The 12,770-nt window shown below is 37.6% G+C and carries 9 protein-coding genes and 1 riboswitch; of the genes, 5 read left to right on the top strand and 4 right to left on the bottom strand.

Annotated features, from left to right (window positions below; translation table 11 throughout):
* Positions 1-101 precede the first annotated feature (101 nt).
* From F580_RS0107645 to F580_RS0107625, 4 genes are all read left to right on the top strand, one after another.
* Positions 102-1,841 carry a DUF885 domain-containing protein gene (locus tag F580_RS0107645; protein ID WP_019027121.1) on the top strand — a complete coding sequence of 580 codons (1,740 nt, stop codon included), beginning with the start codon at positions 102-104 and terminating at the stop codon, positions 1,839-1,841.
* A gap of 442 nt (positions 1,842-2,283) precedes the next feature.
* Positions 2,284-2,366, bottom strand: a riboswitch (cyclic di-GMP riboswitch).
* Between the two features lie 143 nt (positions 2,367-2,509).
* Positions 2,510-4,414, top strand: coding sequence for a tetratricopeptide repeat protein (locus F580_RS0107635; protein ID WP_019027119.1), 1,905 nt, complete (start codon positions 2,510-2,512; stop codon positions 4,412-4,414).
* Complete coding sequence (locus F580_RS0107630) at positions 4,414-4,950, top strand: hypothetical protein (RefSeq protein WP_019027118.1); 537 nt, start codon at positions 4,414-4,416, stop codon at positions 4,948-4,950. Before F580_RS0107635 ends, F580_RS0107630 begins: the two co-directional genes overlap by 1 nt.
* 101 nt (positions 4,951-5,051) lie before the next feature.
* Entirely contained in the window at positions 5,052-6,665 is a 1,614-nt protein-coding gene (locus tag F580_RS0107625; RefSeq protein ID WP_019027117.1) for a GGDEF domain-containing phosphodiesterase, read from the top strand.
* A gap of 8 nt (positions 6,666-6,673) precedes the next feature.
* On the opposite strand, the gene rraA is transcribed toward F580_RS0107625, so the two are convergent.
* Positions 6,674-7,159, bottom strand: a complete 486-nt coding sequence (gene rraA, locus F580_RS0107620; protein WP_019027116.1) for a ribonuclease E activity regulator RraA — start codon at positions 7,157-7,159, stop codon at positions 6,674-6,676.
* Between the two features lie 742 nt (positions 7,160-7,901).
* Here rraA and F580_RS0107615 point away from each other — a divergent pair.
* Complete coding sequence (locus F580_RS0107615) at positions 7,902-9,761, top strand: methyl-accepting chemotaxis protein (RefSeq protein ID WP_019027115.1); 1,860 nt, start codon at positions 7,902-7,904, stop codon at positions 9,759-9,761.
* 465 nt (positions 9,762-10,226) lie between these two features.
* On the opposite strand, the gene F580_RS0107610 is transcribed toward F580_RS0107615, so the two are convergent.
* From F580_RS0107610 to hslV, 3 genes are all read right to left on the bottom strand, one after another.
* On the bottom strand, positions 10,227-10,604 hold the full coding sequence (locus F580_RS0107610; RefSeq protein ID WP_019027114.1) for a gamma-butyrobetaine hydroxylase family protein: 378 nt from the start codon (positions 10,602-10,604) through the stop codon (positions 10,227-10,229).
* A 201-nt stretch (positions 10,605-10,805) separates the two neighbouring features.
* Positions 10,806-12,137, bottom strand: coding sequence for an ATP-dependent protease ATPase subunit HslU (gene hslU / locus F580_RS0107605; RefSeq protein ID WP_019027113.1), 1,332 nt, complete (start codon positions 12,135-12,137; stop codon positions 10,806-10,808).
* A gap of 85 nt (positions 12,138-12,222) precedes the next feature.
* Positions 12,223-12,741: an ATP-dependent protease subunit HslV gene (gene hslV / locus F580_RS0107600; RefSeq protein ID WP_019027112.1), complete on the bottom strand. Its 519-nt coding sequence runs from the start codon at positions 12,739-12,741 to the stop codon at positions 12,223-12,225.
* Between the last annotated feature and the right edge of the window lie 29 nt (positions 12,742-12,770).

Below are 12,770 nucleotides of genomic sequence, written 5' to 3'. Positions count from 1 at the left end.
AATTTACTTCACGTTATTATCGTGCCTCCTTCCTTTTTTGAGTTACCCCAATGAAGACCTTAGTTACTTACCTTGTATTTTTGGCTGTTAGTCTTTGCCTCATGAATACCAGCCATGCTGTTAATATTAATAATGATGATCAAAGCGAAGATCAACAATTAGCGACAATCATTCAAGCCCATGAAGATTTTTACTTACAATCAAGCCCCTTCAATCAACCTGAAGTCGGTGGTAATAATGCGATATTACCTGATTTATCAGCCGCTAGCTTATTAAAGAAATACCAGCAAGGCTTAGTCATATATCAGCAATTGATTGCAATAGATGCTGAAATGTTAACGCAAGAAAATCAAATTAATTTATCTGTTCTCACTTATAGCCTCAAAAATCAGTTAGATAACTACACTAATAAAGAGCATTACATGCCATTGACGGCAGAGTCAGGCTTTCATGTTTGGATTGCAGGTATCTCCAGCAAAATTGACTTTAAAACTTTTGCTGATTACCAAGACTATTTAGCCCGCTTAGCTGCGCTACCCAATTACTTTTCACAGCAGACTCACTGGATGAAAGAAGGTCTTAAACACGGCATTAGCCAACCTAAAATCGTGCTTGTAGGGTTTGAGCAGTCTATCGCGGCTTATATTAAAGAAGATGTAACGCAGAGTGGTTACTATAAACCATTTATTAAAATGTCGGCTTTTATCAATCAAAGCCAGCAAAAAGAGTTACAACGACAAGCTAAGCAAATTTTAACGGCTAAAGTGATGCCTGCATATAAAGCTTATTATGATTTTATGGTTAATGAATATCAGCCAAATGCCCGTGATAATATTGCCGCCACTTCTTTGCCTAATGGTAATAAATACTATCAAAATAGGTTAGTGCATTATACCACGCTACCGATGACAGCAGGGCAAGTACATCAGCAAGGCTTAGTGGAGGTCAAGCGGATACGTGCAGAAATGGAAGACATTATTGAACAAGTTAACTTTGACGGCAGCTTCAGCGATTTTGTGCAGTTTTTACGTACAGATCCACAGTTTTATGCCTCAACACCGACTGAGTTGTTAAAAGAAGCGTCATTTATTGCCAAGAAAATGGATGCTAAACTTCCCGCTCTGTTTAAAACACTACCAAGAACACCTTATGGGGTTATGGCTGTGCCAGCTAACATTGCGCCTAAGTACACGACGGGTCGATATGCGGGTTCATCTCGTGATGACCAACCTGGCAATTATTGGGTTAATACCTACAGACTTGATAGAAGACCACTTTATGTATTAACCGCACTAACACTTCATGAAGCTGTGCCAGGGCATCATTTACAAATATCTCTTGCAAAAGAAATGCAAGACGTCGCAAAGTTTAGAAATCGAACTTACATTTCGGCATTTGGTGAAGGTTGGGGTTTATACTCAGAATATTTAGGTATTGAAGCTGGCATGTATGAAGACCCTTATCATGATTTTGGCCGTTTAACTTATGAAATGTGGCGAGCATGCCGACTCGTAGTCGATACTGGCATGCATACTCAAGGATGGAGTCGCGCAAAAGCAATGGCATTTTTAGCGGATAATACTGCTTTATCACTACATAATGTGCAGACAGAAATAGATCGTTATATCTCATGGCCAGGACAAGCATTATCCTACAAAATGGGCGAATTAACGATTAAGCGTTTACGTCAAGAAGCTGAAAAAACGTTAGGAAAAGACTTTGATTTAAGAGACTTTCATGACCAATTACTCAAACACGGCTCTATGCCATTACCTATGATGGAAAAGGTAGTGATGAAATATATCAGTGAACAAACAGTAACGAGTAAGTCACTGCGTTAATTATACCAAACGGATTAATTAGTCCGATTGGTATTACTTTATTTATCTGAGTGAAGGGCCAAATTTTCATCATGAAATATTAGGTTTTTCACTCATACCAGTTCCATTAACTTGGTGATCTTGTTGTGCATAGGAAAAATAACTCAGGGCAAAGCGAACGATTGAGCAATAGCTAGCTATTGGGATTGAGAGTACGCTGACATGGCGTATTTTAACCAGCGTAATTGAGCAATAATTTAATTAAATTGGTATCACTTTTTCTACTATAAATTTAAGGAGATAAAGTGACCTTACAGTTTTCATTAATTGAGTCATCCCGATTAAAGTGTATTTTAGTAAGAAATGTGATCTTTTAAGGAATAAAGGAGAACGGGCACGCAAAGAAAACGGAAGGATAAGATAGCGAATTATCGCATCAAGATAAGCCCCCACTATATCTAAACTTGGCAGTCCCGCTATCATAGGTTTCCCATTAGACCGGTAACTTTGCGTCCCTAACTTTCATTAGGTTTGCCCTTTTCAAGCTTTACAGCTCAAAATCATTATAGGATTAATTAAGTAAATGTAAACAGAAAAAGCTATTTTTGTTCGCCTTTATAGGGTAAAAATAGTTCTCGGTAATATCGAGTTATTCCCCATTCTTTTTTTCAATCACTAACGGTCTATTTATGTTGAGTAAATCCTTACTTTTTTTCATTATTTTTACACTTAACCTTGTTATGTTATTTGGAGCGATTAAAGTTTTAGCGCAGCCGCTATCAGAGTTGGCTATTTTGACTAATCAAGTACAGCAATTACTCAAAGAAAATAATGAAAAGCTCGATGCTCAAAGAGTGAAGCAGATATCAACTAAAATTCTAGAAAATAGACAGCTGTATTCAAATGATATAATCGCTAAAATGTACCTTCTGTCTGCTACTGTCGCGAGCAATAACAGAGATATAAATCAAGTGTTTAAATTTTCGCAAAGTGGTTTGTCGCTGAAAAGTAGGGATAATATAGTTAATTTGTCGCTATTGTTAAAATTGGCCGAAGTGTACTTGGCGAGAAAGCAGTACCAACAGTTAATATCCTTAACTCAATCAGCGTTAAAAAATAGTGAGTTTAGCCTCCCAATTAAGTATGAATTACTTTTGTTAAGTTATCGAAGTGTTGCGTTGGCAGTGATGGGAGAGCATCAGCAGGCTTTAAAAGACTTACAGCAAATTGAGTTAGGTATGAATCAAAGTGAATTGACCGAACATATCAAGTTATTAACCATCATAGCACTATCCTTCCATCATTTAGGTGATTATCAAACAGCGCTGACAATGCAATTAAAGATATTAAAATTAAGGTATAAAATGGATGAAAAGGGCAATTTAGATCAAACCTATTTATATCTGGGTTACGCCTATTTTTACTTACTACAATTTGATGATGCCTATAATGCTTTTTGGGAGTCTAAAAAGCATGCCGAGAATAAAAAGGCACCTATTAGTGCCGCTTATGCAAACAAAGGCACAGGTATTGTGCTTTTGAACCAGCAGCAATATTTTCAGGCCATTGCCCCTCTAGAGCAAGCCGTCACCGTTTTTCAGCAAAACAATATGCAGACTCAAAGTATTGAAAGCATGGTGGCCTTGGCTAAAGCAACGTTAGGCGAACAATTGGTAGCAGAAGGTCATGTCCTATTAAAGCAAGTGTTACAACTTTTGAATGGTCAGGATATAGCTATAGAATTTACTGGCTTCTATAGCATGGTCGCTGAGATGTACCGAGTTAAGAATGACTATCAAAATGCCGATTTTTGGCGTGCAAAACACGTAAAAATCCTACGTGAAAAACTTAAAGCTAAAAAGAAGGCTTCTGCGCTTATACATGGTTTATCCCATTTAAGTTTAGGGAAAAAACAAAGTATTGAATCTATTGCTGCATCACGAAATTTGGCGGTGAAATTAGCAAGCAGCAGCGAGTTATCGAGTAGTTTTATCAAAAAGTATCAAAAACAACGTACCTTCATTATTAGTTTGGCTGCGCTTGTTTGTCTTTTGGTTATCACTTTACTGGCTGTTATCATCAGGTTAAGGGCAAAAAGAATAAGTTCAGCCTACGAAGAGTTGCATAAGCCAAGTCATGTTCTCCTAGGCCCTAGGCAAACTAAATTTGACTATCAAAGAGCTTTTAATAAAGCTCGAAAATTTCAATACCCTTTGAGTGTTGGTTATCTTGTTATTGAAAACTGGCAGGAACTGACTTTTCGTTTCAACAAGAAGACGCTTAGTGAAGTGACTAAAACAATCGCTAGTTTGATTAATGAGCAATTAACCGACTTTGATATTACCGGTCTATTAACTGAAGGTGAGTATCTGGTCATTATTGAACACCAAAGTCCTGAAGAGGTGGCTAATAAAATTGATAAGTTAGTTCAGGATTTGAATAACCGAGCCTTTGCTAATTTAGGTAGCTTTTCAATAATAGTAAAATACTCATTAACTGCGCCAGACTTTAAAGATATTGACCCTTACCTCTTTTTGGCTCGTATGGCTGAATCTGTTAACGTAACCCAAATTAATCAATCTAAGGTCTCTTAATGTTTTTTGTTTTAGTGATAACTGCTGTGTTTGTCGGCATCAGCATTTACTTTTTCTTTCGAACAGAAAAATTACAACGACAGCTAATAATGCAGAGACGTGAAAACTTAAACACACGTAAAGAGAATAAAGCACTGGTCGATTCAATGGCCTTAATTGCAGTTCGGGGTCAAGATTTTTCAAAAACAAGATTAGCGCGATTAAAAAAGCAGGCACAAGCAAATGAAGATGAGCAACTGATTAAATATACGCAGATGATAACCCCACTGATTAATAATTACAGTATGATCTTTAGAGAATGCTTAAGAGGGAAGGGTAGACTCAAGGCAATGAGCCAAAAGTGTTTTAAAAATCAAGATAGCAGTGCTTATAAGAACTTTGTAGCGCTCATTGTGACTAGTGATAAACAATTGCAACGCTATTGGTCAAATGACAATTTAAATGGCTTTCTTTTCCTCGTCGATGCCCTATTAATCATGGATGGTGAAAATACTCCCATACTTTCAAAAAATAAAAAAACTAGTTGTATCTCTTAATATTAGCTCGAAATAAATGAGTATATCTGTACAAAAGTCTATATTTTAATTAGGCTAGGATTTGCTTTAATTAGATAGCCTAGGATGGGGTTTGGTTAAATATGAGTCGTTTTAACGAAAAACATTTCTTTTTATTTATAGTTTTTATTGCTGTAGTTGCCCTTTCAGCACTCTTTGCTCAACTGTATTACGAGCAATTACCTGTAGGTTTAATAGCAATAATAAGCTATGTCACCGCTATAATTATCGCTATTACCTTAGCTTGGTTACTGACTCAGAAAATATTTAGCTCTGAAAACCGTAATACCGGTAGTGAATCTATCAGTGTTGAGGAGCTTTTTAGTTATACCCATGATCCGGTCACAAACTTACCTAGCGCACAACAAGCATTAAAAAAATTCGAATGCGCTTTTAAATCAGGAACTGGACAGTGTTATGCTGCTGTTGTATTTAATCCTATTAATTTTCAACAAGTTAATAGTTTGTTGGGTTATCACAATTCAGATATACTCTTACTTCAACTTGCCTATTGCCTACAACAAAAAATAAAGGGAAATAGCCACTTATTAAGTTTCGGTAATAGCCCTGAGCCGGTGCGTATTGCTCGACTACAAAGTTTACAGTTTTTAGTGGTTTATAATTTAACCGAGAGCCGCTTTGATAGTCAAAGTTTACTTAAGGAGTTATGTCAGCAGTTAAGTGATGCTGTCCCTAATGCGATGAGCTTTAAAAGTTTCTCGTTAAATTTTGAGCTGGCTTTCGGGATTGCTGTATCTGGTGAGCATGGCAACAGTGTTGAGGAACTTGTTTCGCATGCGGGGGATGCATTACTTTATGGTATAAAGTCACAGCAATTGATTAGTTACTTTGATAATAGCAGTATTTTGCATACCCAAAACCAATTAGCTAGGATGGAATCAGTTCGTCAAGCGATACAAGATAAAAAAATATTGTTCTATTTACAGCCTCAAGTTAACGCCAATAACTATAAGATTGTTGGTTTTCAGTTGAAAGCTCACTGGTATGAAGATGACCAGCCTAAGCCCCTAGAACTCACTGACTTTGCCGAGATTGCCGAGCAAAGCGGCGAACTCTACTGTTTAACAAGGCAGATGTTTATCCAAGCATTTACCACTCTTAAAGAATTACAGGGCATTGGTGTTTACCAGAAAATCTCTGTTAGTTTAGCCAGTGAGAGTTTATTTGAAGTCGATTTAGTTGATTTTATTGAGCAACAGTTACAAGAGCATGGCATAGCGGGCAAGTATTTGATGATTGAGTTCAACGAACAAGTTATGCTCAATGCCAGTCAACGGGTTAAAGGCATCATAGACCAACTTAAATCATTAGATATCAATATCTCAATAGCTAATTTCTCTGGTAGTTATGAATCACTACGTTATGTGCGAAAAATGGCTATTCATCAATTAAAAATTAATTGCCAACAACTTACTGATGATAGTAATAACCGAGTTGATAAAGCAATCACCAATGCGTTAGTTACCTTAACACGTAGTATGAAAATTCCACTCGTGGGTACTCATATTGACAGACATGAAGCATCTAAAGCTTATATTGCTATGGGAGGTGAGTTGATTCAAGGTGAGATTATTCACTCTGGCATGGTACCGGAGGAGGTTAGCATTTGGTTAGAAAATTGGTATTTACAACATCCCGAGTCTATCCCGCCGGAGACAAGGCCGTCGATTTACTAGCCTTGTTATTATTCGATATCTAATGCTTCAGCAGACAATATAATGCCGGTGTTATCAGCATATATATGATCATCAGGCAGAATGGTAACACTGGCAAAGTTAATGGCAATATCCGTTTCACCTATACTTTCATCATTTGCGCCAACAGGAATTGCCACTAAAGCTTGAATACCCATATCAACATCCTCTAAGGCATCTACATCACGAACACTACCATAGCAAACAATACCTTCCCAACCATTGCTCGCCGCACATTGAGCAATACTCGCATCAATGAGGGCACGACGAGTCGAGCCGCCACCATCAATAACTAGCACCTTCCCCGTGCCGTTCATCTTGACTAGCTCGGCAATTAAGCCTAAATTTTCAAAACACTTTACGGTAACAACCTGTCCTGCAAATGAGCTTCGACCGCCATAATTACAAAAGATAGGATCAATAACATCAATCAAGTCGGCATAAAAGTCACATAATTCAGAGGTGTTATATTGCATATTCGTGCTCTTTAGTGGAAGGGAATATTGAAGTTAGTATATCGTGTTATCTATAAAATAAAAGCCATTATATAGGTGATAATTATCACTTGAATTTAAGGGCTGAGCTATTTAAATAACACTATTACTGTGGGATTAAACTAGATGAAATCTTAGAAGCTTATTCTCTAAACTACAAGGTTATAGCGAGAGATGGCAAAACAATTTTTATGATTGAAGTGGCGAGTAATGATTTTGATCTTACTATTATTAACGCGATGTTTAACCTTTCACACGGCTTGGGTAAATGCGTTATAGCGGAGGGAAACCGTTGACCAACGTGATGTATTACATCATTTAGGCTGTGGCGCCGTTCAGGCTATTTTACTGACTAGTTATTTGCCGAAGATAGATTGCTTCATTACCTTAAAATAAAATAGTGCTAAAAATATTACCATAATTTTCCAATGATGAAACTCGATAAACGATTAAAACATGTATTAAATGTTAATTCTTCTCGCCAGGAAATTTATTATAAATAATAAACTTACCATTAAATTAAAATAAATTAAAAAAAATCTGGTACTTACCGATACAGGACTATACTAGATATATGGAAAAGCTAGGGTATTATTTATCACTTGTATTTTATTGTCATATGACAAAACGAGAAGTGGATAATAAAGGAACATAAGCTAAGGATAAGCACCGGTTTGTCATCATTTTAATAAAATATTTTGTTTAAACGTTAAGGTTTAATTCTATGCTTATCAAACACAAACTAATCGCTAACACCAGTATCTTAGTGTTAGCTTTGATCCTAATGTTAGTTCTATTGAGTTATCAAAGCTCGTCTTTACAACATGACATCACTATCGCCAAAAACATTGGTAATATTAAAGCTTCGGTACTCGAGCTGAGGCGTGATGAAAAAGACTTTGTCGCCCGGAAAGAAATAAAATACGCAGAAAAATTCAACCTGCAAATGAGGAAAGCTCAACAACAAATCGTTATGTTGACAGAGGATTTTATCCAAGTGGGTTTAACCATGCCTGAGTTAGTGAGTACCGGGAGTATTTTACTTAAATATAAGGCTCAGTTTAATAACGTTGTTGCTCTGCAAAAGAGAATAGGTCTAGATGCTAAAGCCGGCTTATATGGAAAACTTCGTGCATCGGTCCATAATGTAGAAACACTTATTGGCCAAGATCATTACCAGCTGCGTAGTGAAATGTTGCAGCTCAGACGAAATGAAAAAGACTTTATGCTCAGACTCGATGATAAATATGTCGATAAACATAAAGCTAATGTTATTAAGTTACTTTCAAGTACTCAAAATAGTAATTTGTCATCAGCCAAAAAACAAGAGGTTAGCAATCTTATTGAAGGCTATCAAAGCGCGTTCTTAAACTTAGTCAGCGCTCAAAAAGATCTTGGCTACAACGAGTCTATGGGTGTGATGAATGAGATGCGTGATGTTGTTCATCAGGTTGATAATGAATTATCAAAACTATTTATTGCCAGTGAGATTGCGGTACAAGACGATGTCAGCTTTATTAACACCTTAGCATATACTCTTTTTACCGTTGTGCTATTGGTGGCCTTAGTGAGTGCGTGGTTGATAGGTAAAAGTATTCTAGGTCGCATTAATAATTTACAATTTACCATGAACGGTATTGCTCAAAGTAATGACTTAACCATTGAGGTAGATGTGAGCGGGGGTGATGAACTGTCTGAAATGGCGGAAGTTTTTAATCATATGCTGACTAATTTTCGCTCGCTTATCGTTGAGGTTAATCATTCGGTTAATACCCTCAATACTGCTACAGGAAGCTTGGCGGAGAATATCTATAACTCCAATGAAGGCGTAGAAACCCAAATGCAACAAACTGACCTTGTGGCAACTGCGGTCACACAAATGGTTGCAACAATAGACGAAATAGCCACTAATACTCGAGAAGCTGCACATAAGGCAGAATTGACAAATAATAATGCTGACAAAGGTAAGGCAGGAGTAGAGCAGACGATAAATAAAATTAGCGAGTTATCAGCTAAATTGCTTGATTCCGAAAATGTTGTTAAAGAATTAGAAAAAGAAAGTATTACCATCGCCTCCGTTTTAGATGTTATTCGCGGCATTGCCGAACAAACTAATTTACTCGCTTTGAATGCCGCCATTGAGGCTGCTAGAGCGGGAGAGCAAGGCAGAGGTTTTGCTGTGGTTGCCGATGAAGTCAGAACCCTCGCTAGCAGAACTCAAGATTCCACTCAAGAAATAGAAACCATCATTGGCTTATTACAAAAACGTACTCAAGAAATTGTACTGTTAATGGCGCAATGTCGTAATCAAGGCGATGAAAGTGCTGCGCAGGCGAGCTCTGCAGGTGCGATGCTTGATGAAATCACACAAGATGTAGCGTTAATCATGGATATGAACAGCGCAATTGCCACCGCTATTCAAGAACAAAGTACCGTTGCTTCTGAGGTTAATCAGCACGTAGTGATGATAAGAGATGTGACCGAACAATCAGGTGAATCAGCCAAGAAAAATGAGAAAATGAGTGAAGAGCTATCCCAACAAGCGCAAGTACTCAGTACCGAAGTGAGTCGATTTACTGTCTAATACCAAGTTGATTAAGTTCTTTCCCACTCAGCGAGAGTTAAAGGGTTTAGAGGCAAGGCATTGATTGAAGAGAATGGTTATTCAGGAGAATAAGCTCCTGCATTCTCTAAGAAGCTACATCCATGTAGCGTCCTTGTCAAAATCAATAACGCAGCATATGAACCCTTTCCTTTTATTAGATATTCGCCCTATGGGAGCTTACTCAATGACCACTAACATCGTTAAATTTATGTGGTTTAGAATACTAGACCTAAACAAATTTGCCTTGTGATTGAACATTGAGTACAGCTCTGAGTTGGGAAGAAAGTTAATCAAATTGGTATAGGGTAACGAGGTAAAGTTACCGTATGATATGACTTTATTGATTCTATTCCCCCTAAATAAAAGCCCTGACCTTTTAAAGTCAGGGCTTTATCAATTAGTGAAACCGCGAATCTATTACCGACTAACTTAGTAAGCAGTAGACTATAACTGTTTAATCTCAATCATCGCTTCACGCGAATGGCCCGTTGCTTTTAAATCATTTAAATAACTCTGCCAACGCGCTTCATATTCAATGGCTAAGGTGTGGATATACACTTCACTATAAATAGCATTGTGGCCATCACTGAATATTAAGCGATAACCATGTTTAGCAACACTTTCAATACTGATTAAAGTAACATCCTTTTTATGACTCGTGACTTGAACTTGACCCGACTTTAATTTTTTAGTTGAGTTTTCCGGCGAGCAAATACGTAAATATTCAAAGCTAAGTTGAGCATTAGTCACCCCTTTACTAGCGGAAAAATCAATAGTAAGGTTGTGTTGGCTATTATCTATAATAAAATTAATAATTTTCATTGTAGTAATACCAGTTCCATTAATTAGGTGATCTATTTTATACGTAGAAAAAACTGCCAAATACAAGGCATTTACTGTAATAACTAGTTGTTCTAATTATTAAATAAATAACGAAGTAGTTGGTAATTTTTGCAAGTAGAAATGATCGCATAGTTAGTGGGATTGGTATAATCCCCTAATTTTTCTTTAATGAGCCAGAGACTAAAGAATAAAACGACTTAAGTCTTCGTCTTTAACAACGTCACTTAATATTTTATTCACATAAGTTTCATCTATGCTGATTGACTCACCACTGCGTTGGTCGGCATTAAACGATAAATCTTCAACCAAACGTTCCATCATGGTATGTAAACGACGGGCACCAATGTTTTCAGTGGTCTCATTAACCTGCCAAGCTGCATCGGCAATTGCCTTAATACCATCAACAGTAAAGGTTACTTCTAGGCCCTCAGTAGCGAGTAAAGCGCTATATTGCTCTGTTAACGAGGCAAAAGGTTCTGTTAAAATACGCACGAAATCGTCAGCCGTTAGCGCTTGTAACTCAACACGAATAGGCAAACGACCTTGCAACTCAGGGATCAAGTCTGAAGGTTTGCACATTTGAAAGGCACCCGAGGCGATAAATAAGATATGATCAGTTTTGATCATGCCATGCTTAGTACTTACCGTACAACCTTCAACTAAAGGTAATAAGTCGCGCTGCACACCTTCACGAGATACATCGCCGCCGCCAGAATTCTCGGCACGTTTACAAATTTTGTCAATTTCATCAATGAAGACAATACCATTTTGCTCTACCGCATCAATAGCTTTTTGCTTTATGTCATCTTGATTAACGATTTTAGCGGCTTCTTCTTCTTGTAAAGCTTTAAAGGCATCTTTAATTTTAAGTTTACGTTTGGTGGTTTTATCACTCGACATGTTTTGGAACATGCTTTGTAATTGTGAGGTCATGTCTTCCATACCTGGAGGAGCCATGATTTCAACACCCACTTGTGGTGAGGCTAAATCTAGTTCAATTTCTTTATCGTCTAGTTTACCCTCTCGTAATTTCTTACGGAAAATTTGCCGAGTATTGGTGTTTTCACTTGTTTCATCATTACCAAAGCCGTCACGAGCAGGCGGTAAAAGTACATCTAAAATACGTTCTTCAGCGGCTTCTTCAGCAAGATATTTAACTCTTTCCATCTCACTTTCTTTAACCATCTTTATTGCCATATCGGCAAGGTCACGAATAATAGATTCAACCTCTTTACCAACATAACCTACTTCGGTGAACTTAGTCGCTTCTACCTTGATAAATGGAGCGTGGGCAAGCTTTGCTAAACGGCGCGCTATTTCAGTTTTTCCAACACCGGTAGGGCCTATCATTAGAATATTTTTAGGGGTAACTTCGTTACGTAAATCTTTATCCAGTTGCATTCTACGCCAGCGGTTTCTAAGTGCGATGGCAACAGCACGTTTGGCATCACTTTGCCCAACAATATGGCTATCTAATTCATGGACAATTTCGCGTGGGGTCATATTTGACATGTTTATTCCTCGTTGCTGCCTAAGGAGTCTTTGACTCATACTCAGGTTACATTTTAATCAGGCTTCCCTATAGAAAATACTAGGGTTATAGTTCGTCTATGGTATGTTCTTGGTTGGTAAATACACAGATATTGCCAGCAATAGTTAATGATTTCTCTACTATCTCTTTGGCACTTAAGTCAGTATTTTCTAACAGTGCTATGGCAGCCGATTGGGCAAAATTACCGCCACTACCAATGGCGATGAGGTCATTTTCTGGCTGAATAACATCGCCATTACCGGTAATGATTAAGGAGGCTGTTTCATCGGCGACAGCAAGTAATGCTTCAAGTTTTCTTAATGCTCGGTCACTGCGCCAGTCTTTAGCAAGCTCTACTGCCGCTTTGGTTAAATGACCTTGGTGTTGTTCAAGTTTGCTCTCAAAACGCTCAAACAGAGTAAATGCATCGGCGGTGCCACCAGCAAAACCAGCCAGTACTTTGTTATTATATAAACGGCGAACTTTTAGGGCATTGCCTTTCATTACGGTATTGCCAAGTGATACTTGACCATCACCACCAATAGCCACTTTGCCATTACGTCTTACTGAAATAATAGTAGTCACATTAACCTCATTTTAACTCAATTCATTGA

Source organism: Colwellia piezophila ATCC BAA-637, from assembly GCF_000378625.1.
Lineage (GTDB): Bacteria > Pseudomonadota > Gammaproteobacteria > Enterobacterales > Alteromonadaceae > Colwellia > Colwellia piezophila.
This window is presented reverse-complemented; position numbering and strand designations above follow the sequence as displayed.

What these genes read in the sequence shown, in the direction of transcription:
- F580_RS0107615 (WP_019027115.1), top strand. Translation starts at nt 7,902, where the DNA reads ATGCTTATCAAACACAAACTAATCGCTAACACCAGTATCTTAGTGTTA.
- F580_RS0107610 (WP_019027114.1), bottom strand. Translation starts at nt 10,604, where the DNA reads ATGAAAATTATTAATTTTATTATAGATAATAGCCAACACAACCTTACT.
- rraA (WP_019027116.1), bottom strand. Translation starts at nt 7,159, where the DNA reads ATGCAATATAACACCTCTGAATTATGTGACTTTTATGCCGACTTGATT.
- F580_RS0107635 (WP_019027119.1), top strand. Translation starts at nt 2,510, where the DNA reads ATGTTGAGTAAATCCTTACTTTTTTTCATTATTTTTACACTTAACCTT.
- F580_RS0107645 (WP_019027121.1), top strand. Translation starts at nt 102, where the DNA reads ATGAATACCAGCCATGCTGTTAATATTAATAATGATGATCAAAGCGAA.
- F580_RS0107630 (WP_019027118.1), top strand. Translation starts at nt 4,414, where the DNA reads ATGTTTTTTGTTTTAGTGATAACTGCTGTGTTTGTCGGCATCAGCATT.
- hslU (WP_019027113.1), bottom strand. Translation starts at nt 12,137, where the DNA reads ATGTCAAATATGACCCCACGCGAAATTGTCCATGAATTAGATAGCCAT.
- F580_RS0107625 (WP_019027117.1), top strand. Translation starts at nt 5,052, where the DNA reads ATGAGTCGTTTTAACGAAAAACATTTCTTTTTATTTATAGTTTTTATT.